22 protein-coding genes are annotated in these 23,960 nt (G+C 64.1%); 9 read left to right on the forward strand and 13 right to left on the reverse strand.

All coding sequences use genetic code 11. From position 1 onward, the window contains the following. The 3 genes from ACZO3G_RS08430 to ACZO3G_RS08440 all read right to left on the reverse strand — a co-directional run. Nucleotides 1-209, reverse strand: a 209-nt coding sequence (locus ACZO3G_RS08430) for a nucleotidyltransferase domain-containing protein (protein ID WP_486847051.1), incomplete at its 3' end; no start/stop codon positions are given. Beyond that, entirely contained in the window at nt 202-774 is a 573-nt protein-coding gene (locus tag ACZO3G_RS08435) for a cyclase family protein (RefSeq protein WP_276874473.1), read from the reverse strand. The genes ACZO3G_RS08435 and ACZO3G_RS08430, both read right to left, overlap by 8 nt. Nucleotides 775-789: 15 nt before the next feature. Further along, nucleotides 790-1,698 (reverse strand): magnesium transporter CorA family protein, encoded by a 909-nt coding sequence (locus tag ACZO3G_RS08440; protein ID WP_276874469.1) that lies wholly within the window; start codon nt 1,696-1,698, stop codon nt 790-792. Between the two features lie 449 nt (nt 1,699-2,147). Between ACZO3G_RS08440 and glmS the strand changes: the two genes are divergently transcribed. Continuing rightward, the gene (glmS, locus tag ACZO3G_RS08445) at nt 2,148-3,974 is read left to right on the forward strand and encodes a glutamine--fructose-6-phosphate transaminase (isomerizing) (RefSeq protein WP_277138751.1); all 1,827 of its coding nucleotides are present in this window, start codon (nt 2,148-2,150) and stop codon (nt 3,972-3,974) included. Between the two features lie 283 nt (nt 3,975-4,257). Here the strand turns inward: glmS and ACZO3G_RS08450 are convergent, their stop codons facing one another. Both ACZO3G_RS08450 and ACZO3G_RS08455 read right to left on the reverse strand, forming a co-directional pair. Beyond that, complete coding sequence (locus ACZO3G_RS08450; RefSeq protein WP_101549842.1) at nt 4,258-4,452, reverse strand: hypothetical protein; 195 nt, start codon at nt 4,450-4,452, stop codon at nt 4,258-4,260. A gap of 13 nt (nt 4,453-4,465) precedes the next feature. Further along, on the reverse strand, nt 4,466-5,458 hold the full coding sequence (locus ACZO3G_RS08455; RefSeq protein WP_101549840.1) for an asparaginase: 993 nt from the start codon (nt 5,456-5,458) through the stop codon (nt 4,466-4,468). Nucleotides 5,459-5,834: 376 nt separating this feature from the next. On the opposite strand from ACZO3G_RS08455, the gene ACZO3G_RS08460 reads away from it, so the two are divergent. After that, nucleotides 5,835-6,767, forward strand: coding sequence for a CAP domain-containing protein (locus tag ACZO3G_RS08460; protein WP_277138694.1), 933 nt, complete (start codon nt 5,835-5,837; stop codon nt 6,765-6,767). 47 nt (nt 6,768-6,814) lie between these two features. Here the strand turns inward: ACZO3G_RS08460 and ACZO3G_RS08465 are convergent, their stop codons facing one another. The 3 genes from ACZO3G_RS08465 to ACZO3G_RS08475 are packed head-to-tail and all read right to left on the reverse strand — an operon-like array spanning nt 6,815 to nt 9,726. Then, nucleotides 6,815-7,180: a VOC family protein gene (locus ACZO3G_RS08465; RefSeq protein WP_101549836.1), complete on the reverse strand. Its 366-nt coding sequence runs from the start codon at nt 7,178-7,180 to the stop codon at nt 6,815-6,817. Nucleotides 7,181-7,195: 15 nt separating this feature from the next. Beyond that, nucleotides 7,196-7,984 carry a dihydropteroate synthase gene (locus ACZO3G_RS08470; protein WP_101549834.1) on the reverse strand — a complete coding sequence of 263 codons (789 nt, stop codon included), beginning with the start codon at nt 7,982-7,984 and terminating at the stop codon, nt 7,196-7,198. Further along, complete coding sequence (locus ACZO3G_RS08475; protein ID WP_277138693.1) at nt 7,981-9,726, reverse strand: bifunctional homocysteine S-methyltransferase/methylenetetrahydrofolate reductase; 1,746 nt, start codon at nt 9,724-9,726, stop codon at nt 7,981-7,983. The genes ACZO3G_RS08470 and ACZO3G_RS08475 overlap by 4 nt, the downstream gene beginning before the upstream one ends. A 148-nt stretch (nt 9,727-9,874) precedes the next feature. Between ACZO3G_RS08475 and ACZO3G_RS08480 the strand changes: the two genes are divergently transcribed. The 5 genes from ACZO3G_RS08480 (at nt 9,875) to ACZO3G_RS08500 (ending at nt 16,303) form a co-directional block, all read left to right on the forward strand. Then, entirely contained in the window at nt 9,875-10,246 is a 372-nt protein-coding gene (locus ACZO3G_RS08480; protein WP_276874939.1) for a BlaI/MecI/CopY family transcriptional regulator, read from the forward strand. Then, nucleotides 10,243-12,099, forward strand: a complete 1,857-nt coding sequence (locus ACZO3G_RS08485; protein WP_277138692.1) for a M23/M56 family metallopeptidase — start codon at nt 10,243-10,245, stop codon at nt 12,097-12,099. The genes ACZO3G_RS08480 and ACZO3G_RS08485 overlap by 4 nt, the downstream gene beginning before the upstream one ends. Before the next feature lie 168 nt (nt 12,100-12,267). After that, the gene (locus ACZO3G_RS08490) at nt 12,268-12,735 is read left to right on the forward strand and encodes a MarR family winged helix-turn-helix transcriptional regulator (RefSeq protein ID WP_101549826.1); all 468 of its coding nucleotides are present in this window, start codon (nt 12,268-12,270) and stop codon (nt 12,733-12,735) included. 32 nt (nt 12,736-12,767) lie between these two features. Then, entirely contained in the window at nt 12,768-14,450 is a 1,683-nt protein-coding gene (locus tag ACZO3G_RS08495; RefSeq protein WP_486847059.1) for an ABC transporter ATP-binding protein, read from the forward strand. Continuing rightward, nucleotides 14,450-16,303 (forward strand): ABC transporter ATP-binding protein, encoded by a 1,854-nt coding sequence (locus tag ACZO3G_RS08500; RefSeq protein ID WP_276871849.1) that lies wholly within the window; start codon nt 14,450-14,452, stop codon nt 16,301-16,303. Before ACZO3G_RS08495 ends, ACZO3G_RS08500 begins: the two co-directional genes overlap by 1 nt. A gap of 144 nt (nt 16,304-16,447) precedes the next feature. On the opposite strand, the gene ACZO3G_RS08505 is transcribed toward ACZO3G_RS08500, so the two are convergent. Both ACZO3G_RS08505 and ACZO3G_RS08510 read right to left on the reverse strand, forming a co-directional pair. After that, nucleotides 16,448-16,936, reverse strand: coding sequence for a GNAT family N-acetyltransferase (locus ACZO3G_RS08505; RefSeq protein ID WP_276871851.1), 489 nt, complete (start codon nt 16,934-16,936; stop codon nt 16,448-16,450). 40 nt (nt 16,937-16,976) lie between these two features. Further along, the gene (locus ACZO3G_RS08510; protein ID WP_276871853.1) at nt 16,977-17,246 is read right to left on the reverse strand and encodes a hypothetical protein; all 270 of its coding nucleotides are present in this window, start codon (nt 17,244-17,246) and stop codon (nt 16,977-16,979) included. Between the two features lie 119 nt (nt 17,247-17,365). Between ACZO3G_RS08510 and ACZO3G_RS08515 the strand changes: the two genes are divergently transcribed. Further along, nucleotides 17,366-17,596, forward strand: a complete 231-nt coding sequence (locus ACZO3G_RS08515) for a helix-turn-helix domain-containing protein (protein WP_101549815.1) — start codon at nt 17,366-17,368, stop codon at nt 17,594-17,596. A gap of 319 nt (nt 17,597-17,915) precedes the next feature. Here ACZO3G_RS08515 and clpB read toward each other — a convergent pair whose 3' ends face one another. Continuing rightward, nucleotides 17,916-20,522, reverse strand: a complete 2,607-nt coding sequence (gene clpB / locus ACZO3G_RS08520; RefSeq protein ID WP_276871856.1) for an ATP-dependent chaperone ClpB — start codon at nt 20,520-20,522, stop codon at nt 17,916-17,918. Nucleotides 20,523-20,789: 267 nt separating this feature from the next. Here clpB and ACZO3G_RS08525 point away from each other — a divergent pair, with 267 nt between their 5' ends. Next, entirely contained in the window at nt 20,790-21,857 is a 1,068-nt protein-coding gene (locus ACZO3G_RS08525; RefSeq protein WP_276871857.1) for a hypothetical protein, read from the forward strand. A 59-nt stretch (nt 21,858-21,916) separates the two neighbouring features. Here ACZO3G_RS08525 and ACZO3G_RS08530 read toward each other — a convergent pair whose 3' ends face one another. Both ACZO3G_RS08530 and fba read right to left on the reverse strand, forming a co-directional pair. Beyond that, nucleotides 21,917-22,885: a hypothetical protein gene (locus ACZO3G_RS08530; protein WP_276871858.1), complete on the reverse strand. Its 969-nt coding sequence runs from the start codon at nt 22,883-22,885 to the stop codon at nt 21,917-21,919. Between the two features lie 173 nt (nt 22,886-23,058). Beyond that, complete coding sequence (gene fba, locus ACZO3G_RS08535) at nt 23,059-23,922, reverse strand: class II fructose-1,6-bisphosphate aldolase (protein WP_276871860.1); 864 nt, start codon at nt 23,920-23,922, stop codon at nt 23,059-23,061. Nucleotides 23,923-23,960: the final 38 nt, after the last annotated feature.

Genomic DNA, 23,960 nt, shown 5'->3' on the forward strand with positions numbered 1-23,960 from the left:
GCCTCGGGCATCTCCCGGACGAGCGCACGGTACCGCGCAAGGTCCGCGGGCGTCAGCCCGTCGAGCACGACCACCATGTCGATGTCGCTCTTCTCGGTGGCCTCCCCGCGCCGGTAGCTCCCCTGCAGCCCCGCAAATCGCAGGCGTTCCCCGAACGCGGCGCGCAGCTTATCGATAAAATCCGCCGTCCAGCGGTTGATGTCAACCATCGTCCACCTCCGCAACCACCCGGCAGGGCAGACCGGTCATCCCGTCAAAATTGACCGGGAAGGTCCGTGCGACAAACCGCGCCGTCTTCTCCCCGCCGAGCAGTTCTCCGAGATTGCAGAGGTTTTCAATGATGAACACTCCCCGGTCGGCACAGTACTGGTCCTTGGGGGTGTGTTCCCCGCCGCGCCGCACACCGGCGCAGTCGACGCCGATGATCGACACGCCCTTTTCCAGCAGCGCGTCGATGAGCGCGTCGGAAAGCTGCGGATGCCCGGTGAAATAGGCGCGGGTGCCGTAGGATTCCCGCTCGATGAAGCCGGTACGGAAAGCGGCGAACATCCCCGCCTCCACCGGCGCGAGGTCGACGTCCCGCGTCCCGATGTCGCGCCCCTCCACGTCCGACACGTCGAACGCAATGCCCTCCCGCCGGGTGAACGCGAGCGGGAACTCCTTGTCCATCACGTCGAAATGGGTCCCCAGATGCCCGAAGGACACCTGCTTCTCATTCCCGTGCGCGTCCTTGTCCGCCTGGCGCGTCACCTTGACGCTCAGATCGATCAGCAAATCCATCCGCCTCCCTTAAAACCATTTTTTCCGTTTGAAGTAAATGAGCAGCGCCGCCACCACCATAAGGCTCCCCGCAATCACCAACGGGTAGCCGAAGCGCCAGCCGTATTCGGGCATCTTGAAATTCATGCCGTACCAGCCCGCTACGAGCGTCAGCGGCAGGAAGATCGCCGTGATGACGGTAAAGACCTTCATGATCTTGTTCAGGTCGATGTCCACCTGCGCCTGGTACGCCTCGCGCACCTGGGTGACATAGTCGCGCAGGTTGAGCACGCTGCTTCCCAGCCGCGCCGCCCGCTGCTCCAGCAGGCGGAAGGCGCGCAGCGTATGCTTGTCCGCCACGCCGTTTTCGTTCTCCCGCACCCCTTCGCAGATGGCGATCAGGTGCTCGTAATAGCTTTTGAGCGCCATCAGGCGGCGGCGCAGTCCGGCGATCTCCCTGATGCAATAGTCATGATTCCGGGAGGAAAGCAGCGCCTCCTCCAGCCCCGTGACCTCCCGCTCGATCGATTCAAGCGCGAGATAGTCGTCGGCGGTGAGCCGGTCGAGGCAGGCGCAGATCAGCCGGGCAGGTTCCCCGCAGCGCGTCCCCGGCACACAGAGCCCGGCGAGCGCCTTCCCCGTCTCGCCCGTACCGTCCGACAGGATCGCCAGCGCGTCCTTTGTCAGGAAGGCGCACAGGCGCACGGGCGGCGCGAGCGGGTCGCGCGCGTCGCACACCGACACCGAAAGGTAATCAAACCGTTCATGGCTTTCGTACTTGGACATCCCGCCCCGCAGACACCCTTCAAGGATGTGCACATCCTCCCCGAGGACCCCGGCCGCCTCCGCCAGCGCGGAAAAATCCGTGACGCACACCCGTTTTCCCGCCGCGTCCGGCCGGTCGGGGCGCAGCTCCCCCGCTTCGATGAGATAGACCATCCTCCCGCCTCCGGTTTCTTTCAGATTCCCTCCCATTTTAACACGGTTTCCCCGCAAAATCCACGCCGTTTGTAGCATCCGCGCGTAAATCCGCATAGAATGCATTGCTTGTGTTTCCAGGGGAAGTTTGCTATAATTCCAGTAAATCATCGGAAAGGAGGGCAGGGGAAATTTTACGCAGGGAGGTGACAGACAGCCAAGACCGTTATACGCAAGCGCCAGAACCGCTCCGGCGGTTGACGAGGTGGGAGGTTAATCGAAATTGTTCGGCGGGTGCCTCCCCGTTTTGCTTCCGAGCGCAGCCATCCTGAAAACTTCCGGGCAACCGGATCGACAGGCAGGAGGGCAGGAAGTCGAATCTGAAATTTTCACCGGGCGCCCGGCCGCATCGCGCGGCGCGGACGGGGCCCTTTACAGAACGGATTGCCGCGCGGGAAAGAAAGGTACCTATGTGCGGAATTGTTGGTTACGCCGGCGGCAAAAGAGCCGTCAGCGTCCTTCTTGACACCCTTTCGGGGCTGGAATACCGCGGCTACGACTCCGCCGGCGTCTCGGTCTTTGACGGGGACGGCATCGTCACCGTCAAGGCGAAGGGCCGCCTGCAAAACCTGGCCGACCGGCTGAAGGCGGAGCATCCCGGGCTGGCGGGCGGCTGCGGCATCGGGCACACCCGCTGGGCCACCCACGGGGAGCCCTCCGACGTAAACGCCCACCCCCACGCCACCGAAAAGCTTTCGCTGGTGCATAACGGCATCATCGAAAACTATCAGCAGCTGCGTTCCAGGCTGCTCGGCGAGGGGTATGATTTCCTCTCGCGCACCGACACCGAGGTCGCCGCGAAGCTCATCGATTCCCTCTACCACGGGGACCCCATCGCCGCGATCTCCGAGGCGCAGGCCATCCTCGAGGGCTCCTACGCCTTTGCGATCCTCTTCGCGGACCGCCCCGGTGAGGTGTACGCCACCCGGCTGGGCAGCCCCCTTATCGCGGCGGCGGGCGAGGGAGAGACCTTCATCGCCTCCGACGTCCCCGCCATCCTGCCCTATTCCCGGCGCTACGCGCTGATCGGGGAAAAACAGATCGTGCGCATCGACCGGGAGGGCATTTCCCTCTTCGAGCCGGACGGCTCCCCCGCAAAGCTCCAGATGCTGACCGCCGAATGGTCGGTCGAGCAGGCGCAGAAGAGCGGCTACGACCACTTCATGCTCAAGGAGATCTACGAGCAGCCCCGCGCGCTCGCCGACACGGTGCATCCGCGTATCTCGGACGGCCTGCCCTCCTTCGAGGCGCAGGACGACATCCCCGAGGGGTTCTGGCGGCAGTTCGACACGATCTCCATTGTGGCCTGCGGCACCGCCATGCACGCGGGCATGATCGGGAAAAACCTCATCGAGCGGCTGGCGCGCATCCCCGTCGAGTGCGACATCGCGTCCGAGTTCCGCTACCGCGATCCCATCCTCGGCAAGCACTCCCTCGTGCTGCTCATCTCCCAGTCGGGCGAGACGGCCGACACCCTCGCGGCCCTGCGCCTCGCGCGGGAACGCGGCGCGACCACCCTCGCCGTCGTCAACGTCACCGGCTCGTCCATCGCGCGCGAGGCGGACTACGTCATCCGCACCTTCGCGGGCCCCGAAATCGCCGTCGCCTCCACAAAGGCGTATTCGGTGCAGCTTTCGGTGATGTACCTCATCGCCATCCGGCTCGCGCTCGCCAACCGTGCCGTCGACGACGCGCGGGCGCGCGAGCTCACCTCCGGCCTGCTGGACGCCATCGAAACCACCAAGGATGTGCTCGGCCTCAATGTGGAGATCAAGGAGTACATCAAGCGCTACGAATCGCTGCGCGACCTCTTCTTCCTCGGGCGGGGGCTCGACTATGCCCTCTCGATGGAGGGCTCCCTCAAGCTCAAGGAGATCAGCTACATCCACTGCGAGGCGTATGCGGCGGGCGAGCTCAAGCACGGCACCATCTCCCTCGTCACCGAGGGGGTCCCGGTCGTGGCGGTCGCCACCCAGGAGACGCTGCTGCCCAAGATGGTCAGCAACATCAAGGAGGTGCACAGTCGCGGCGCCGACGTCCTGCTCGTCTGCAAGCAGGGGCTCGAGGTCGATCCGGAAATCTACTCCAAGCGGCTCGACCTGCCCGCGCTCGACGACCTGTTCATGCCGGTCGTCGGTGTGATTGTGCTCCAGTTGCTGGCCTACCACACCGCCGTCCTGCGCGGCTGCGACGTCGATAAGCCCCGCAACCTCGCCAAGAGCGTCACCGTGGAATAATCCGCGTGAAAACCGGGAGGGGGCGCCGCGAAAGCGGCGCCCCCTCCCTTGTCTTCGCGCGGCGGAAGGGGCGGGGCGGGCGGAAAACCGCGCGGCGGGGCCGCGCGGTTTTCCGCCGCCCCCGCGTCCCCGGCGAGCCGTCCGGCGGCACGAAAGAAGCCCTCCCGCACGAGCGGCGGGAGGGCCAAGGGTGGGGCGGCCGGCCTGAACCAAACGCTTTGAAGGGGGCCCGGGGGGAACTTTCCCGAAAGGTCCCCCCGGGTCCCGCTATCGGCGGAAACCTTTAAAGGTTTCCGCCGGTAGCGATCGTCCAGCAGAGCGCGCCGAAAAAGCCGAGCACGATGAGCACGAGCAGGATTCCGAGCGCGACGCGCAGGGCGGCGGGCATCCGGTCGCGCCAGAGATGGAGCGCGCCGAGGAGGCAGACCGCCGCGAACAGCGCGATGAGCGCCGTGGACGAGGAAAACAGCAGTTCCAAAAATCCTTCCTCCTTACAGGGTGATCTCCCCCGCATAGTTGGTTTCAAAGATCCGCCGCACCCCGGCGGGGTCGTCCGTCTGGCCGAGCGCCCACATCAGCTTGGTGACGGCGGCCTCGGTGGTCATGTCCCGGCTCTGGATAACGCCGGTGTCGAGGATTTTGCGGCCCACCTCGTAGATGGAAAAATCGCTGCCCTCATAGAGGCACTGGCTGCAAACCACGACCGAGACGCCGTTCTCCACAAGGCGGCGCACCTCGGCGGAGAGGTCGCGCCGGATGAAATGGAGCCCGCCCGCGCCGAACGCCTCGAGCACCACGCCCCGGTATTGGAGGCCGAGCAGGCTGTCGAAGACGCGGGGGTTGGTGCCGGGGATGAGCTTGAGCAGGAAGACGTCGTTGCATAGCCGGTCCTTCAGGACGCAGGGACCGTCCGCGGGCGGCTGGCGGCGTCCGTAAAGGCGCACGCCGCTCGCAAGGATTTCGCCGCGGTCGGGGCTGTTGACGCTCTCGAACGCGTCGAAGCCCATCGTGCGCACCTTGACGGCGCGGCAGCCGCGGATGATCTTGTGGTTGAAGGCAATGCTCACGCCGCGCACGTCGCTGTCCACGGCGGCCAGCGCGGTGGCGAGGTTGCTGCGCGCATCGGACAGCGGGGTGCCGACCGGCAGCTGGGAGCCGGTCAGGACGACCGGCTTTTGCAGGTTTTGGAGCATGAAGGAAAGGACCGAAGCGGTATAGGCCATCGTGTCGGTGCCGTGGGTGACGACGATACCGTCATAATCCTCCAATGCGTCGTAGACGCTGCGCGCGATGAGCTGCCACTCCTCCGCCTGGATGTTCGAGCTGTCCAGGTTCAGGATGCCGCGGTAGGTGACGTCGTACCACGGCTCCAGCTCACCGACCGCGCGCAACAGTTCGGCGGGCGCGCGCTCCGGTTCGAGCCCGCTCTCGCCCGGCCGGGACGCGATCGTCCCCCCCGTCGCCAGCAGCAGCACCTTTTTCACCGCGCATCCCCCTTTTTCGCTCTTTTCCGCCTTTCATTATACATGCACAGCGCGTCTTTTTCAACCGCGCCGGGGCGACACAGTTTTTTCACAAATAAATGATATTTTTTTAACAATTTCCTCTTGATTTTTTCCCGCCCCGGTGGTAAGATAAAGTCGTACAAAGACGTTAGATATTTAACAAACTTACTCCTCCCTTTTCTTTCTCTCCTTTTCTTAAAAAACGTCCCCATCCCAACCGGATGGGGACGTTTTGTATCCGGGGAAAAATTACGGGATCTTCCATTGAACCGCGTGGAAGTTTGTGCTAGGATAAAAGCAGGACCGCTCCCCTTTTCCGGGTGCGCGGCACTCCATTCCCAAAGGAGTCCTGGATATGAAAAAACTGGCCGTCTTCGTGGCGTTTCTCGTTTTGCTGTCCGGCTGCGGCGCGCCCGCCGCGGAATCGGAAAACCCCGCCCCGGCGGACGTCTCCTCCGAGGCCGTTTCCTCGGAAATCTCCTCTTCGGAGGCTTCCTCGGCCGTCTCTTCCGACGCCTCCTCCGAGGTTTCGTCGGAAGCCTCCTCTGAAGCGGCCTCATCGGAACCGGCGGAGGTCTCCTCTATCGCGCCTCCGGTGCCCACACCCGAAGAGATCGCCGCCGCGGAGCAGGCCGCGCGGGAAGCGGCCGAGAAAGCGGCGGCGGAGCAGGCCGCCGCGCAGGCAGCAGCCGCACAGGCCGCGGCGGAGCAGGCCGCGCGGGAAGCCGCCGAGCAGGCCGCGGCGGAACAGGCCGCGAAGGAAGCCGCCGAGCAGGCCGCGAAAGAGGCGGCGGAGAAGGAAGCCGCGGAACAGAAAGCCGCGCAGAAAACCACCACAAAGGTCTCGGGCATGAACTTCCGCAGCGAGGTGGAGAAGGACCTGCTCGCGCTCATCAATGAGGAGCGCGAGGCCGAAGGGCTCGACCCGGTCAAGATGGACGGCGATTTGCAGTCGGCGGCGCGCATCCGCAGCCGGGAGCTCTGCAAGACCGGCCACTGGGATCACACCCGGCCCAACGGGGATTCATGGAGCACCGTCATCACCGAGGACGTGCCGGTCAAGTTCGCGGCGGCGGGCGAAAACCTCTGCATGACCGAGTACGACGACCCCAGCGTCGACAACGCCTATTCGGCGGACTTCTATATGGACCGGTGGCTGAACAGCCCCAGCCATTACGACAACATCATCCGGCCGAACTTCACCCATGTGGGGATCGGCGTCTATGTCTCCGAGCGGGGCGGCGTCACCAAGGGCTATGCGACGACGATTTTCGCCGAGCTGCCCTGAGCCTGCGGCAAAAAGGGAGGCGGACCTCACGGTCCGCCTCCCTTTCTTTATCTCTGTGGCACGATCTCGATCCAGTAGCCGTCGGGGTCGTGGATGAAATAGATGCCCATGCCGGGGTTTTCAAAGCAGATGCAGCCCATCCGCGCGTGCTTTTCGTGCAGCTCGTCGAACCGGTCGGTTACGAACGCGAGGTGGTATTCGAGCTCGCCGAGGTTGTAGGGCTCCTTCCGGTCGCGCAGCCAGGTGAGCTCGAGGGTGAAGTCGCTCTCCCCGTCGCCGAGGTAGACGAGCCTGAAGGAGCCGTCCGCCGCGTTTTTCTCCCGCACGGGGGCCAGCTCGAGCGCCTCGCGGTAGAAATCGAGGCTCTTTTGCAGGTCGAGGACGTTGAAATTGAAGTGGTTGAAACGAATCATATCGATTCCTCCTTGTTACAGTTCTCCGCCGCGGATGTGGGTGATGTAGTCCATGCAGTAGTCGTCCTGTCCCGCGACCACCTTCGCGGCGGCCAGCGCGTCCTGCATCGCCGGGCTCACCGGGTCGAGGATCGCGCTCGAAAGCCCCGCCATCATCGCCGCCGAGAGGAAGGCGCTGTTGATGAGGGAACGCCGGGGCAGGCCGAACGAAATGTTTGAAAGCCCGCAGGTCGTCCTGACGTCCGGGTAGTTCTGCGCCATGAACTGGACCGCGCCCACCGCGTTCTTCGCGCTCGCGCCGTCGGTGGCCAGCGTCTCGATGAGCACGTCCGCATAGATGCGCTCGTCGGGGAGGCCCGCCTTGCGCAGCTTTTCCACAAGCGCGGCGAGCTTCTCGCATTTCTCCTCGAGGGTGTGGGGCATCTCGCCGTCGATCGGCAGGCCCACCACCGAAGCGCCGCTCGAATGGGCGAGCGCCGTCACCTCGTCGAACCGGTCGGTCAGCGTCGCCGAATTGAGGATGAGCGGCGTCCCCGCAGCGGCCTGCACCGCCTGGGCCATCACCGCCGGGTCCGCCGTGTCGATCATGATGCCGCAGGAGGAGTGCTCCCGAATGAGCGCGACCACCCAGAGCATCGCCGCGAGCTCCTCCCCTCCGCAAATCGCCGTGTTGACGTCGAGGTATTCCGCGCCCGCGTCCGCCTGCGCCTGAATCAGGCCGATCACCGCCGCCTCGTCGTGCGCCGAAAACGCCTCCATAGTTTTGGGGATCGAGCTGTTGAGCTTCTCTCCGATTAAGATCATGTTTCTTCCCTCCTGATTTCTTCGATCAGCCCCTGCACGATCGCAATTTTGCGCAGCGGGGTCATGATGTAAAACCCGTCCGCCGCGTCGTATACCCGCCGGGCAATGCCCGCGCTGTAGGCGATGGAAATTTTCGCGGCCTCCTCCGGCGTCTTGTCCCGGAGCGCCTCCACCACCCGGGGCGGAATCTCGATGCCCGACACCTCGTTGATGAGGAAGAGGGCGTTTTTATATCCCGCAACCGGCAGGATCCCCGCAAAAAGCCGGCAGTCCAGCTCCCTGCGCGCGGTCAGAAAGTTCTCCACCGCCGCGTCGCTGAAGATCGGCTGGGTAAAGAGCGCCGACGCGCCGAGCGACAGCTTTTTCTTCGCGCGTTCCAGCTCCCGCGGGAAATTGACCGCGTTCACATTGAGCGCCCCGCCGATCACAAAGGGCGCCTTTGAAAACACCTCGGAATTCATGCTGTGGATGTAGGAGATAAGATCGAAGGAGCTCAGATGGAACACCCCGTCCCGCCCGCGCGTCTCGGTCTGCGTCGGCGGGTCGCCCGTCACCACAAGCACGTGCGAGATCCCCTCGAACGCCGCGCCCAGCAGCCCCGCGCGCAGGGCGATGTGGTTCTTGTCGCGGCAGGAGATGTGCGGCAGCACCTCGATCCCCGCCTCCCGCCTGATCTTGGCCGCCGTCATCAGGCTGTCCGCCCGCGTGCGCGAGAGGGGCGAATCGGTCACCGTGATGAAATCCACGCCGCCGCGCCTGAGCTCGGCCGAGGCCGAGAGGATGAAGGAGCAGTCATAGTCGAAGGGCGGGTCGAGCTCCACCGCGATCGTCTTGCGGCGCGCGCCGGGGCGGCCGCCGCCGGGCGCGGCAGCGCCCGGACCGGGGACCGAAGGCCCCGGCAGTCCCGTCCCCGCGGGACGGGACGCGGCGGCCAGCGCCTCCGCGGCCAGCGCGATGTGCCGCGGCGTCGTGCCGCAGCAGCCGCCCAGGATCTCCGCGCCCGCCTCATAGAGCGCGGCCAGCTTCTGCGCGAAGTACCCGGCGTTATCCTCAAACAGGACGCGCCCGTTGATCGACGAGGGATAGCCGGAATTCGGCATCGCGATCAGCGGCTTTCGGCGCGGGCCGAGATTGCGCAGGAGGTTCGCCATGTGGCTCGGGCCGCAGGCGCAGTTAAAACCGGCGGCGTCGACCAGCGGGCAGTTTTCCGCGGCCTCCAGCAGGACGCGGCAGTAGTGGCCGCGGCGCGAATAGCCGTCCTGGGACACCGCGAAGGAGACGTACACCGCGGCGCCGGGGACCCGCTCCCGGATCAGCCCGAGCGCGGGCAGGACCTCGTCGAAGGAGGCGAGCGTCTCAAAGAGGAATTCCCGCGCGCCGAGCTCCAGGAACCGTTCCGCGACCGCCAGATAGTCCCCGGGGGCGGTTTCCGCGTTGTTTCCGCCGATATCCGCGAAGACGCGCGCGCCGGTTTCTTTGGCCGCCTGTTCCGCGAGCGACCAGCCCGCCGCTATCACCCGGGAGAGCTGCTCCGGGTCGGGAAGGGAAACGGGGTTTGCGGCAAAGGTATTCGTTTTGACCGCGCGCGCCCCCGCCGCGAGATACTCCCGATGGATGCACAGGACGGTGTCGGGCGAAGTGAGGTTGGCAAGCTCGCAGGGGGCTTCATCCCCCGTGAGGGAATAATAATAGGTGCCGAACGCGCCGTCAAAGAGCAGCGGCCGGGACGGATCAAGCGGCATGAACGTTCCAACTTTCCGTATCAGGATATGATTCCAGTAGATTGTAGCATATCCCGCCGGAAATTTCCAGTACCGGGTTGACATCTACTACAGCTTGTAGTATGATTTGGTTACTACATGATGTAGTAACCAATCCGGGGGTGACCGTATGAACAGGCTTTCCGATTCCGAATTCACGATCATGCAGGAGATTTGGTCGCGCAGCGGCCCCGTTACGGCGGGCGGGCTGGTGGAGGCGTTCTCCGAACGCCGCGGCTGGAAAATCCAGACCGTCTCCACCTTCCTGACCCGCCTTGTCGACAAGGGGATGCTCACCTGCGAAAAACACGGCGGCCAGAACCTCTACCGCGTGGCGGTGAGCGAGGCCGACTACCGCGCCGGGGAGACGCGCGACTTCCTGCGGGAGGTGCACGGCGGCAGCGTGCAGAGCTTCTTTGCCGCGCTCGGCAGCCCCGGCTCCCTCTCCGGCGCGGAGATCGAGGAGCTGCGCCGCTGGCTCGACGGGGAGGAGACGAAATGACGGCGTTCTTTTTTTCCCGCGTCCTTCCCCTTTCGCTGACCGGCGCGGCGGTTTCGGCGCTCATCCTGGCCGTCTCCTTCCTCACCCGCCGGCAGTTCGGCTCCCGGTGGCGCTACTACATCTGGACGGTCGCGCTCGCGCTTTTCTTCCTGCCCGTCACGCTGCCCTTCCCCGCCGGCGCCCTCTCCGGCGTATCGGAGGCGATCTCCCCCGCCGCTGCCGCGGTGCGCTTCGCGGCGGGGCCGCCCACGGCCGCCGCGGAAACCGCGGCGGCATCCGCGCCGCTTTCCTGGCGGGAACTGGCCGCGCTCGCGTGGGCGTGCGGCGCGGCCGCGCTGCTTTTGCAGCGCGCGTGGGCGGCCCTCCGGTTCCACCGCGCCCTGCGGCGGACGAGCCGCCCCGTCGCGGACCGGGAGACACTCGCTCTCTTCGCCGCGTGCAAGGAGGAGCTTCGCGTCCGCCGCGCCGTCCGTCTGGAGCGGTGCCCCCTCGCCGGCACGCCGATGCTCGTGGGGCTCCTGCGGCCCCGCGTCCTGCTCCCCGGCGCGCCCGCAGACCCGGACGCGCTGCGCTTTATCCTGCTGCATGAACTGACCCATCTGAAGAGCGGGGACCTCTTCTATAAGCTCGCGGGGCTGGCGGCCTGCGTCGTCCACTGGTTTAATCCGTTCGCATGGCTCGCCCTGCACCGGATCAACGCGCTCTGCGAGCCTGCCTGCGACGAACGCCTCGCGCGGCCGATGGACGCGGACGAACGGCGCGGCTACGGCCGCGCGATCCTCGGCGCGATGGGGACCGTGCGCGCCGCCCCGCCTCTCTCCACCCCCTTCAGCCTGCACAAAGAGGATGTCAAAAGGAGGCTCACCCTCATGATGAACTGCAAGAAATCGACCCGGGTCCTGCTCGCGGCGGCCGTCTGTTCCGCCGCGCTGCTCGGGTTCGTGGGGATGTCGATCTCCACCTTTCTGATCGCGCCCGCCGAAGCCGCTTCCCCCTCCGAAAGCTCCCGCCTGCTGGCCCCCTCCCCCGAGCGGCTGGCGAAGGAGCTCGCCGGCGGCGTCGTCTTTGATTTTGAGTCGGGCGAGCTGCGCATCGCCATCCCGGACGAGCTACCGGACGGCTGGGCGTGGTCCATCCACCCCGCGGGGCGGGCCGCGATGGGGGACGGCGCCATGAGCGTCCACTGGTTTGAGGCGGAGTCCGCCGCCAACGACTGGCGGCCCGGCGGGACCTATACCGCGCCGATCGGCGGGGAGCTGCTCTCCTATGACGTGGAGTTCGCGCTGCTCGACGGCGCGGGCCGGGAGCGCGCCGCCGGGAGCCTCTCGTGGGACGCGGGCGAAGCCGCCTCCGCGCCCGCCGTCATCGGCGGCGCGGACGGTCCGACCTCGATCATCGTGGCCCCGCGGCTCACGCCGCCGCTTGCCGGGCTGACGGTGGCCGCGCCCTTCGACAAGGGCCTCGGACACAAGGGCGTCGACTACCGGGCGGAGCCGGGCGAGGCCGTCTTTGCAGCGGCGGACGGGACCGTCTCCGAAGCCGGCTGGGAGGGCGTATACGGCTACCGGGTCGTCCTCGACCACGGGGACGGCTTCCAAACCCTCTACGCCCACTGCAGGGAGCTCGCCGTCGCGGCCGGGGACGCCGTCGCGGCGGGCCAGCGGATCGCCTCGGCCGGCTCGACCGGCAACGCCGCGGGCCCCTGCCTGCACTTTGAGGTCCGCCTGAACGGGGAGCCGGTGGAGCCTCCCGCCTTCTCCTTTGAAGAGGCGGAGGGGTCCGCGCCGCAGCCCGGCGCGGGGACGCCGAATCTGGTGAAGGACGAATCCTCCTCCACCCTCATCGAAGATTGAGCGGGAAGGGTTTGTATAGATTGCTCAGATGAATCCTGAACAAATTGTTAACTCTGGCAAAATCTATTGACTTTCCCGCAGGCACTGCATAAAATTAGTTAGACGGCTAACGATTAGCTGTCTAACTATTTTTTTGCTGTGTTTGCAACATGACAGGAGCAGATTCCAATGGATGAAATCGATCAGGTTATCCACATCGACTGGGAGCTTGTCTCCCTGCACAAGCAGTGCATGAACCGGCTGATGAGCGACCGGGGCGTCTATCCCGGACAGCCGCCGCTGCTCTTCACGCTCGGCAGGATGGGCGCGTGCAACCAGGCCGACCTGGCCAAGGCGCTGCACATCAGCCCAGCCACCATCGCCGTCTCCCTCAAGCGGATGGAAAAATCTGGATTCGTCAAGCGGGTGCCCGACCCGGGCGACCTGCGTTCCAACCGCATCGAACTCACCGAAAGGGGCCGCAGGGCCGCGGCGAGCGCGGACCACGCCATCCGCAGGGTCAACCAGCAGATGTACCGGGACTTCACCCCCGAGGAATTTTCCCAGATCGTGCATTTTTACCAGCGGATGCAGCAAAATTTGATCAGGCTCAAACAGGAGCTCTACGGACAGGAGGAACCCACTTGCGCAAACTGATCTCTTACCTCGCGCCCTACAAAAAGTCGGTCATGATCGCCGTCGCGTTCATGCTGCTCGACGTCGTCTGCGAGGTCGTCCAGCCGACGCTCATGTCCGACATCGTCGGCCGGGGTATCCAGACGGGCAACATCCCCTTCATCCTCGGCGTCGGCGCGCTGATGATCCTCTTCGCGCTGCTCGCGATCGTCGCGGGCTTCGGCAACGCGCGCCATTCCGCCAGGGCGGGCGTCGGCTTTGCAGCCGGTCTGCGCCGCGGCCTTTTCGAGAAGGTGCAGACCTTCTCCTTCAAGAACATCGACGACTTCTCCACCGCCTCCCTCGCCACCCGTCTCACCAACGACGTGACGCTTCTTCAGAACGCGGGCATCATGAGCCTGCGCCTCATGATCCGCGCGCCGCTCATGTTCGTCTTCGCGATGATCATGGCGCTGCGGATGAACGCCCGGCTGGCGGTCGTGCTCGTCGTCATCATCCCCACCCTGCTGCTCGCGCTCGGCTTCATCATCAAGACGGCCCTGCCCCTCTTCAACCAGATGCAGGCGCGCATGGACGCCCTCAACGGCAGCGTGCGGGAGAACCTCACCAACGTGCGCGTCGTCAAGTCGTTCGTGCAGCAGGACTATGAGAAACGGAAGTTCAAATCCGCCAACGACGCCCTCACCGGCGCCTCCCTGCGCGCGATGAACGTCGTCATCTTCAACATGCCGGTTATGATGCTCGTCATGAACCTCGCCACCGTCTCGGTCATCTGGTTCGGCGGCGGGCAGGTCATCCGCGGGGAGCTCCAAGCCGCCCAGATGGTCGCCTTCATCAACTACATCTTCCAGATCCTCATGTCTCTCATGATGCTCTCGATGATGTTCGTCCTCTTCTCCCGCGCCTCCGCCTCCTACAAGCGCGTCATGGAGGTGCTGAACACCGAGGTCGACCTCACTGACGAGCAGGGCGCCGGCGAACGCCCGATTCGCGGCGACGTCACCTTCGAGCACGTCTCCTTCAAATACGACCCCGCCAACGGGGAAAACGTCCTGCGGGACATCACCCTCTCGGTCAAGGCCGGCCAGACGGTCGCCGTCATCGGCGGCACCGGCGCGGGCAAGAGCTCCCTCGTGCAGCTCATCCCCCGCCTCTACGACGCCACCGAGGGCCGCGTGCTGATCGACGGGCGCGACGTGCGGGAATACACCGTCGAGTCGCTGCGCAGCCAGGTCGGCATGGTGCTCCAGAAGAACACCCTCTTCTCGGGCTCGATCCGCGACAACCTCAAATGGGGCGACGAGCACGCCTCCGACGAGGAGGTCGAGGCGGCGGCAAAGGCCGCCCAGGCCCACGATTTCATCATGGGCTTCCCGAACGGCTACGACACCTGGATCGAGCAGGGGGGCGTCAACGTCTCGGGCGGGCAGAAGCAGCGGCTGTGCATCGCGCGCGCCCTGCTCAAAAAGCCGCCCATCCTCATCCTCGACGACTCGACCAGCGCCGTCGACACCGCCACCGAGCGCCGCATCCGCGACGCCTTCGACACCGAGCTGAGCGGCACCACCAAATTCATCATCGCCCAGCGCATCTCGTCGGTGAAGGACGCGGACCAGATCGTCATCCTCTCGGACGGCCAGATCGCCGACGTGGGCACCCACGACGAGCTGCTCGGGCGCAGCGAGGAATACCAGGAGATCTACTATTCCCAGCAGGAAAAGGAGGCGGATGCGTAATGCCTCATCGTAAAGTCGTCGTCCAGCAGAAGCCGAAGAACTTCGGCGCGGCGGTCAAATTCGTGTGGGGATACCTGCGCCGCCGCAAATCGGCGCTCTTCCTCGCGGCGGTCATGGTCCTGCTCAACATCGGCGCTTCGCTGGCGGGCACCGCCATGCTCCAGCCGATCATCGACAACTTCCTCGAGCCGGTCGTGGCCATCCCCGTCGCCGCGCGGTTCGCCGGCCTCTTCAAGGGGATCATCACCCTTCTGTGCATCTACCTCGTCGCGGTTTGCGCGAGCTACCTGCAAACCCGCCTGATGCTCACCGTCACCCAGCGTTCGATCAACGACCTGCGGCGGGAGCTCTTCGACCACCTGCAGGACCTCTCGGTCCGCTACTACGACACCCACACCCACGGCGAGATGATGAGCCGCTTCTCCAACGACGTGGACACCCTCAACGACGCGCTCGCCAACTCGCTGACCTCCCTCTTTTCGAGCGTCATCACGCTCGCGGGCATCCTCGGGCTCATGCTCTCCAAGAGCATCCAGCTCACCATCCTGACGCTGCTCATGACCCCGCTGATGTTCTTCGTCGCGGGCAGGCTCATGAAGGTGAGCAGCAAATATTTTATCGCCCAGCAGGCCAACCTCGGCCGCGTCAACGGCTATGTGGAGGAGATCATCACCGGCCAGAAGGTCGTCAAGGTCTTCTGCCACGAGCAGGACGCGCTTGAGGAGTTCGACCAGCTCAACGGCGAGCTCCAGGAGGCGGCCACCACCGCCCAGAGCTATTCCGGCCTCATGATGCCCGTCATGATGAACATCTCCACCGTCAACTACGCGCTCGTCGCCGCCATCGGCGGCATCCTCTCGATTTTCGGTTTTATCAGCGTCGGCGGGCTGGTCGTCTTCCTCCAGCTCACCCGCCAGTTCAGCCGCCCGATCAACGAGGCGTCCAGCCAGTACAATGCGGTCATCACCGCCATCGCGGGTGCGGAACGCATCTACGAGGTCATGCGCGAGCCGGTCGAGGAACCCGACCCCGCCCACGCCGCCGACCTCGTCCGCGACGGGCACGCCTTCTACTGGCAGCGCTACCGCGACGACGGCGCCCCCGCCGAGCGCGTCCCCGTGCGCGGGGACGTCCGGTTCGAGGACGTGACCTTCGGCTACGCCCCCGAAAAGACCGTGCTCCGCCACATTTCCCTCTACGCGAAGCCCGGCCAGAAGATCGCCTTCGTCGGCTCCACCGGCGCGGGCAAGACGACCGTCACCAACCTGCTCACCCGCTTCTACGACATCGCGGAGGGCCGCATCACGATCGACGGCATCGACATCCGCCAGATCAAGAAGGACAGTCTGCGCCGGTCGCTCGCGATGGTGCTTCAGGACACCCACCTCTTCACCGGGACCGTGCGGGACAACATCCGCTACGGACGCCCCGACGCCACCGACGAGGAGGTCGAACAGGCCGCGCGGCTCGCGTCGGCGCACTCCTTCATCATGCGCCTGCCCCACGGCTACGACACGGTGATCGAGGGGGACGGCGCAAACCTCAGCCAGGGCCAGCGCCAGCTGCTCAACATTGCGCGCGCCGCCTGCGCCGACGCGCCCATCCTCATCCTCGACGAGGCGACCAGCTCGGTCGACACCCGCACCGAGCGCCACATCGAGCATGGCCTCGACCGGCTCATGGAGGGCCGCACCACCTTCGTCATCGCCCACCGCCTCTCGACCGTCCGCAACTCGAACGCCATCATGGTGCTCGAACAGGGTGAGATCATCGAGCGCGGCAGCCATGACGACCTGCTCGCCCTGCACGGCCGCTACTACCAGCTCTATACCGGCGTGGCGGAGCTCGACTAAGGCCAAAGGGGGCTTTCGAGAAAGCCCCCTTTGGAAACCCCCAAAGCTTTTGGCGCAGGCACGGCGCCCTGCCTCCCGGCAGCGCGCCGCCCGTGACGCAAGAATCCCCCTGCCGGCCATTGGCCGGCAGGGGGATTCTTCATTCTAGATGAGCGGCTTATTGAAGAGGAAGAGGTCCGCGTAGCTGCCGTCCTTGAAGCGGTATCCGTTTTTCGTCGTGCCGATGTGCTCGAACCCGAGGCGTTCATAGAGCTTGATCGCCGCCGTATTGGTGCAGACGACGGCGTTGAACTGGAGTCCCACGAATCCGCACGCCGGGCACATCTCCAGCGAATGACGCACCAGCTTTTCCCCCACGCCGAGGCCCCGCGCCCCGGACGCCACCCCGTAGGAGGCGTTTGCGATATGTCCGCAGCGCCCCGCGTTGTTGGGATGCAGGATGTAGAGCCCCAGCACCTTCCCGTCCGCTTCGGCGACCCCGGTGAAGGACTGCGCCGCGAAAAACTCCCGCGCCTCCTCCTCCGTAAAGGGCCTGTCCTGCGGAAAGCTGTTCCCCTCCTCGACGATCCCGTTCCAGATGGCGGTCATCGCCGGGAGATCGGCGTCGGTGAACTTCCTCACGGTCACTTGCATTGTCAAAACCCCTTTCAGACGGGGGAATTATACACCTTTTTCAGAGGACATGCAACTGTTTTAAGGATTCCACGCAGTCCGCGTAGCCCTGCCGGTAGAGGTATTCCGCCTCCGCGCTTTCCGCGTCGGCAAGAGCCGCCAGCAGGTCATGGACGAAAAAATGGTCGTTGGGATGGACGTTTTGCAGGCAGGCCGCCTCACAGTCGTCCAGCCGCCCGCGCAAAAGGCGGCTCTCCCCGCTCTCCCGGAATCGCTGGTGCGCCCGCTCGTACATCGCGCCCAGATATTCTTCAAATTCTTCCGACAGCATGGCGCAACCCCTCCTGATATGATATAATGATATTTACCTTAGAGTAGAATATTTGGTATTAGCTTTTAGCTTAATTGTATTATATTCGCTAAGAGCTTATTTGTCAAGGGGATTTTGATATGCTGGACAAAGAAATTTTTGGGCAGAGAATCCGCGCCCTCCGGACGAAATGCGCCGTTCCCCAAGCCGCGCTTGCGGAGCTTCTTCAGGTTTCCTGCGTGCAGATCAGCGACATGGAACGTGGAAAGAAAGCCACCTCGCTGGAACGGCTGGTGCTGCTCTCCGACTACTTCGGGGTGTCCACCGACTACCTGCTGGGCCTGACGGAGAACCCCGAACGGGCGCAGTAGGCGTCCTCTTGCTGATACCTCGGCATTTGTCTTCTTTCCGCGGCTGGCGGACTCCACGCGACGGGGGATTCTCAAGGGGGCGAGCTTTGCGCCCCCATCTTCTTCAAGTGAGCCCCCTTGAGCGCCCTTCTTTCGTCCATTTCTTGGGCGATCAAGAAATGGACCCGCCTGCCGGGGCGGAACCCGGCAATCCCTGCCGCCGAAGGCGGCACAACAAAAGCGCCCTGTAGGGGCGCGAAGAAAGCCCCGCGACCGCCGGTCGGAAAATCTAAAACTGATTAAAAAAGGGACGCACCCAGCCGGGCGCGTCCCTTTCCTATTATGAAACAGCCTTGATTGCCAAATCATCATTTTCCATGACTGCCTCGAGCCGGGTGCCGGGGGCAAGGTCCTCGGCGATGATCATGCGGGCGAGGAGCGTTTCGAGCTTGTGCTGGAGGAACCGCTTGAGGGGGCGCGCCCCGTAGACGGGGTCGTAGCCCTGGTCGACGATATACTCCTTCGCCTCGGGCGAGAGGGCCAGGGTGAGCTGCTTATCGGCGAGGCGCTTTTGCAGGTCGGCCATGAGCAGGTCGACGATCTGCGCGATCTCGGATTTTTGCAGCGGCTTATAGAAGACGATCTCGTCGAGGCGGTTGAGGAACTCGGGGCGGAACTGCTGCTTGAGCAGCCCGTCCACCGCCTTGCGGGCCTCCTCGGTGATCCGGCCGTCTTCGTCGATCCCCTCGAGGATGTAGGGCGAGCCGAGGTTGGAGGTCAGGATGATGATCGTATTTTTAAAGTCCACGGTGCGGCCCTGGCTGTCGGTGATGCGGCCGTCGTCGAGCACCTGGAGCAGGATATTGAAGACGTCGGGATGGGCCTTTTCGATCTCGTCGAAGAGGACGACCGAGTAGGGCTTGCGGCGCACCGCCTCGGTGAGCTGGCCGCCCTCCTCGTAGCCGACGTATCCCGGAGGCGCGCCGATCAGGCGGCTGACCGAGAATTTCTCCATGTATTCGCTCATATCGATGCGCACGATGTTGCGCTCATCGTCGAAGAGCGCCTGCGCGAGCGCCTTGGCGAGCTCGGTCTTGCCGACGCCCGTCGGGCCGAGGAAGAGGAAGGAGCCGATCGGGCGGCCCTGGTCCTGGATGCCCGCGCGGGAGCGTAAAATCGCTTCGCTGACGGTGGTGACCGCCTCGTCCTGACCGATGACCCGCTCATGCAGGATGCTCTCCATATGGAGCAGCTTCTGCCGCTCCCCCTCCATCAGCCGCGCCACGGGGATGCCCGTCCAGCGGCCGACGATCCGCGCGATCTCCTCCTCGGTGACGCGGTCGCGCAGGAGGGTGGAGTCCTTCTCCGCCGCGCCCGCGAGCTTTTCCTCCTCCTCCAGTTCCTTCTGGAGGGCGGGGAGCTTGCCGTATTTGAGCTCGGCGGCGCGGTTGAGGTCGTATTCCCGTTCGGCCTTCTCGATGTCCGCGTTCACCTGCTCGAGCTCCTCACGCAGCCTCTGCACCTTGGTGATCGCGTTCTTTTCGTTCTCCCAGCGGGCCTTCATCGCCTTGAACCGCTCGCGCATTTCCGCGAGTTCCCGCTGGATCTCCTGCAAATGCTCCCTGGAAATCTGGTCGGTCTCCTTTTTGAGCGCCGCCTCCTCGATCTCATGCTGCATGATCTTGCGGGAGAGGTCGTCGAGCTCGGACGGCATCGAGTCCATCTCGGTGCGGATCATCGCGCACGCCTCGTCCACAAGGTCGATCGCCTTGTCGGGCAGGAAGCGGTCGGTGATGTATCGGTTGGAGAGGACCGCCGCCGCGATGAGCGCCTGGTCCTGGATTTTGACGCCGTGGAACACCTCGTAGCGCTCCTTGAGCCCGCGCAGGATCGAGATCGTGTCCTCGACGGTCGGCTCGTTCACCAGCACCGGCTGGAACCGGCGTTCGAGCGCGGCGTCCTTTTCGATGTACTGGCGGTACTCGTTGAGGGTGGTCGCGCCGATGCAGTGCAGTTCGCCGCGCGCGAGCATCGGCTTTAAGAGGTTGCCCGCGTCCATCGAGCCCTCCGTCTTGCCCGCGCCCACGATGGTGTGCAGCTCGTCGATGAAGAGGATAATCCTGCCCTCGCTCTTCTTGATCTCCTGCAATACCGCCTTGAGGCGCTCCTCAAATTCGCCGCGGAATTTCGCGCCCGCGATCAGCGCGCCCATGTCGAGCGAAAAGATCGTGCGGTCCTTGAGGTTTTCGGGCACGTCCCCGCGCACGATGCGCAGCGCGAGTCCCTCGGCGATGGCCGTCTTGCCGACGCCCGGCTCGCCGATGAGGACGGGGTTGTTCTTCGTCTTGCGCGAGAGGATGCGGATGACGTTGCGGATCTCGTTGTCGCGGCCGATGACCGGGTCGAGCTTCTGGCTGCGCGCCTGCTCGACGAGGTCGGTGCCGTACTTTTTCAGCGCGTCATAGGTGTCCTCCGGGGTGTCGGAGGTGACGCGGGTGTTGCCGCGCACGCTCACCAGCGCCGAGAGGAAGCCGTCCTTCGTCAGGCGGAAGCGTGAAAGGAGCTGCCCCAGCGCGCCGTTCGGGTTTTCGAGCAGCGCGAGCATGACGTGCTCGACCGAGACGTATTCGTCCTTCATCCGGTCGGCGAGCTTTTCCGCCTGGACCAGCGCGCGGTCGACCTCCTGCGAGACGTAGATTTTGCCCTGCTCGCGGCCGGGCCCGGAGACGCGCGGCAACCGCTCGACCTCGGCGCGCACGTCGGAGAGCAGCGCGGCGGGGTCGATCTCCATCTTTTTGAGCATCTGGCCGATGAGGCCGTCCTCCTGCGCGATCAGTGCGTAGAGCAGATGCTGCTGTTCGATCTGCATGTTCTGGTATTCGGTCGCGAGGTCCTGCGCGCTTTGCAGCGCCTCGAGCGACTTCTGGGTGAATTTCTGAGCGTTCATAGACACCCTCCTCCTTTATGTGAAAGCTGTTTGATACGGTGTTTTAGCACTCTATTACTTTGAGTGCTAACTATATAGTACCCCAAACCGCAGGGGAAATCAAGTACAAATTGTAAACATTTTTCCTGTGAATTGTGCCTGGTTTTTTCCCAATTCCCGGCGAATTTGAACGGTTTCTGAACTTTGCCCCCCGGCGGTTGACGGGGGCCGGATTTGGGGATATCATAGGATTACACCAAAATTTTCATCTGTAAGAAGGGATTTCATATGAAGCGTTCCGTTCTCGCCGCCGCGCTCGCGCTGGCCTGCGCGCTCTCCCTCGCGGCCCCCGCCTTCGCCGCGGAAAAAGCCCCCTCCCTCGCGGGCGACTCCAAGACGACCGCTGTCGCCAGGGTCTATGAATACGACCCCCACCGCTACCTCGCAAACGGCAATTCGGTCTACGGCAACACGCTGACCGTCGCCGCGGACGAGCGGGTCTACGACGACTCGGGCAAGCTGTGGCGGGTCACCGATTCCTCCGTCTTCTACGACTCCTCCGCCTTCCGCTGCTCGGTCAAGACGACCGCCAACGCGATGAACGCGCGGTCGGTCCGCCAGTCGGACGAGCCGATTGTCGGGGCGGGCGCCTGCTTTGTCGTGACCCTCTCGAAGGACGGGATGTACGACAACACCGGCATCGGCTTCACGGTGACCTATACCGCCGTCAAGGACACCGCCCTGCCCGTCTCCCCGCTCGGCGCGAACACCGGTACGGCCTCCGAGCTGGCGGTCAAAAGCGGCGCGAAGATCGTCATCGACTACACGCTGCGCATCACCGAGGACACCCTCTTCCCCTCCTCCTACCTGAAAACCAGCCCCGACTGGTACGGCGACCTCTTCTATTTCAAGGACGTCGAGCACCCGATCGGCGCGGAGGACATCGTCCTCACCCCGACCCAGGAGGGGGACAGCGACTACACCTGGGAGGACGAGGACATCATCGTCGCCGAGCTCTCCGGCTCGGACATCTTCTACGCGCCCAAGCTTTCGACCCGTCGCGCCGACACCGGCCGCAACCACACGGCCCCTCTCGGGGAGATGTACACCCGCTTCTTCCGCGGCAACCCCGACGCGAAGGGCGGCACGCTCACCCTCACGAACCCCTACCTCACCTTCGACGGCGAGGAGACGGTCCCCCACAGGCAGATCCACATCTATGAGGCGACCGAAGCCGGCGACCTCAAGGACGTGACCAGCCGCTTCAAGTACACCGCCGATTCCGACGGGCGCGGGGCGTTCTCGGCAAAGGTCCGGACGCTCGGCAACTATATCATTACCGCCGGGGCTCTCTGAAAGCAATAAGCAAGGCCCGGATTTCATGCGAAATCCGGGCCTTTTTACCACCGTGCATATCACTTCGTTTTTACCTGGAGGGACTGCGCCATCTTCTTGAGGGCGGCGCGGTCGGCCTGATCGTCGGCAGTGATAAAGATGTGCATCATGTTGCCGCCCTTCAGCGTCGTGAGCGTCTCCACGCGATTGCCGGAGGCGGACCAGACGACCGACTTTCCGAGGATGGCGCCCTTGCTCTGCGTACCGTAGGGCTTCCCGTCCGTCGAAGGGTGGAAGCCCAGATAGATGCCCATCGACGGGGCCGATGTGCCCAGCGGGGTCACTTTATCGATGTAGTAGACCAAAAAATCTACGCCGAACTGCTCGATCACCACATAATCCTTGTCGAGGCTGATCTGGTATCCCGCGGCATCCAGCGTCTCCCTGCGGGCGTCGGTGTTCAGCATCCGTTCCCCCGGCTTCAGCGTGGCAATCACCCGGTCGCAGAGCGCACGGCATTGATCGGGGGAGCGGTAGGCCTCGGGCGTGACCAGAAAAGAGAGCATAATGAGTCCGTTGTCGGCGGTCCGCACCACCACGGCACTGACGAGGATCGCTTCACCCTGTGGGTCTGTCGCGGGGATTTTGAGCTTTGCCGCCGAAAAACCGGGCTCCGAGCAGGCCAGCTCATAACCGAACTCCGCGTCCTCCCAGTTGGATGAAAAGATGATTTCCAGATCCTTTACAAAATCGCCGGTGGAATAGCAGAACATCTCCTGCGCATACACAACCAACTCCGCGCCGCCGATATTTTCCGACATCAGCCGGGTCTCGCGCGCAGAGGAGGACATGGGTCCCATGATATCGGGCTGCATCGCCGCGTCCTCGGTTCCGGCCGGCATCCGGATGGTCAGCCGGCCGTCGAGCACAGAATAGGGCTCCTTCCGCAGTGCGCGGTTAAAGAGGGAATCGGCTTCCTGCGCCGACACGGCCTGCCCGGGCAGAAGCAGGAAGAGCGCCAGCAAAACGGAGAAAAACTTTTTGAACATCAGAACCCCTCCCAACTGATCGGCGTTGTGTCTTTACTGTCAATATATCAGATTCACGCGGGAAAAGATAGCGCAAGACTGCACAAAATAATGGCGTAAACGTATGGGTCCCGGGGAGGCGTGAGAACTAAAACATCCGCCGGTTTAGCCGGCGGATGTTTTTTCTTTATGCTTTACGCCTTGCCGACCGAGCCGAAGAGCTCCATCTTCTCCTTGACGGTCGCCTTGATCGCGTCGCAGCCGGGCGCGAGCAGCTTGCGGGGGTCGAAGCCCTTGCCCTGCCGGTCCTTGCCCTCTTCGATATACCCGCGGGTCGCGGCGGCGAAGGAGAGCTGGCACTCGGTGTTGACGTTGATCTTGCTGACGCCCAGCGAGATCGCCTTTTTGATCATGTCGGCCGGGATGCCCGTGCCGCCGTGAAGGACGAGCGGCATCGACGGGTTCAGCTTCTGGATTTCGCTGAGCACCTCGAAGTTGAGGCCCTTCCAGTTTTCAGGATACTGGCCGTGGATGTTGCCGATGCCCGCCGCCAGCATCGTCACGCCGAGGTCGGCGATGCGCTTGCACTCGGCGGGGTCCGCGACCTCGCCGCCGCCCACGACGCCGTCCTCCTCGCCGCCGATCGCGCCGACCTCGCACTCGACCGAAATGCCCTTGGAAGCGGCCAGCGCGATAATCTCCTTGCTCTTTTCAATGTTCTCCTCGATCGGATAGTGGGAGCCGTCGAACATGACCGACGAGAAGCCCGCCGCGATCGCCTTTTTGGCGCCCTCATAGCTGCCGTGGTCGAGGTGCAGCGCCACCGGCACGGTGATGCCGAGGCTTTCGACCATCGCTTTGGTCATCGCCGCGACCGTCTCGAAGCCGCACATATATTTGCCCGCGCCCTCGGAGACGCCGAGAATGATGGGGGAATTGCATTCCTGCGCCGCGAGCAGGGCCATCTTGGTCCACTCAAGGTTATTGATGTTGAACTGCCCGACCGCGTAATGTCCCTCATGGGCCCTGGTAAGCATGTCCTTCGCCGATACTAACATGTTTCGTCCTCCTCGATCATATGTTGGAATGGTACGTC

The sequence above is a fragment of the Anaerotruncus sp. genome, from assembly GCF_057433415.1.

Coding starts and splice junctions, on each gene's coding strand:
- ACZO3G_RS08440 (WP_276874469.1), bottom strand. CDS start 1,698: ATGGTCTATCTCATCGAAGCGGGGGAGCTGCGCCCCGACCGGCCGGAC.
- glmS (WP_277138751.1), top strand. CDS start 2,148: ATGTGCGGAATTGTTGGTTACGCCGGCGGCAAAAGAGCCGTCAGCGTC.
- ACZO3G_RS08460 (WP_277138694.1), top strand. CDS start 5,835: ATGAAAAAACTGGCCGTCTTCGTGGCGTTTCTCGTTTTGCTGTCCGGC.
- ACZO3G_RS08465 (WP_101549836.1), bottom strand. CDS start 7,180: ATGATTCGTTTCAACCACTTCAATTTCAACGTCCTCGACCTGCAAAAG.
- ACZO3G_RS08470 (WP_101549834.1), bottom strand. CDS start 7,984: ATGATCTTAATCGGAGAGAAGCTCAACAGCTCGATCCCCAAAACTATG.
- ACZO3G_RS08475 (WP_277138693.1), bottom strand. CDS start 9,726: ATGCCGCTTGATCCGTCCCGGCCGCTGCTCTTTGACGGCGCGTTCGGC.
- ACZO3G_RS08480 (WP_276874939.1), top strand. CDS start 9,875: ATGAACAGGCTTTCCGATTCCGAATTCACGATCATGCAGGAGATTTGG.
- ACZO3G_RS08485 (WP_277138692.1), top strand. CDS start 10,243: ATGACGGCGTTCTTTTTTTCCCGCGTCCTTCCCCTTTCGCTGACCGGC.
- ACZO3G_RS08490 (WP_101549826.1), top strand. CDS start 12,268: ATGGATGAAATCGATCAGGTTATCCACATCGACTGGGAGCTTGTCTCC.
- ACZO3G_RS08495 (WP_486847059.1), top strand. CDS start 12,768: ATGATCGCCGTCGCGTTCATGCTGCTCGACGTCGTCTGCGAGGTCGTC.
- ACZO3G_RS08500 (WP_276871849.1), top strand. CDS start 14,450: ATGCCTCATCGTAAAGTCGTCGTCCAGCAGAAGCCGAAGAACTTCGGC.
- ACZO3G_RS08505 (WP_276871851.1), bottom strand. CDS start 16,936: ATGCAAGTGACCGTGAGGAAGTTCACCGACGCCGATCTCCCGGCGATG.
- ACZO3G_RS08510 (WP_276871853.1), bottom strand. CDS start 17,246: ATGCTGTCGGAAGAATTTGAAGAATATCTGGGCGCGATGTACGAGCGG.
- ACZO3G_RS08515 (WP_101549815.1), top strand. CDS start 17,366: ATGCTGGACAAAGAAATTTTTGGGCAGAGAATCCGCGCCCTCCGGACG.
- clpB (WP_276871856.1), bottom strand. CDS start 20,522: ATGAACGCTCAGAAATTCACCCAGAAGTCGCTCGAGGCGCTGCAAAGC.
- ACZO3G_RS08525 (WP_276871857.1), top strand. CDS start 20,790: ATGAAGCGTTCCGTTCTCGCCGCCGCGCTCGCGCTGGCCTGCGCGCTC.
- ACZO3G_RS08530 (WP_276871858.1), bottom strand. CDS start 22,885: ATGTTCAAAAAGTTTTTCTCCGTTTTGCTGGCGCTCTTCCTGCTTCTG.
- fba (WP_276871860.1), bottom strand. CDS start 23,922: ATGTTAGTATCGGCGAAGGACATGCTTACCAGGGCCCATGAGGGACAT.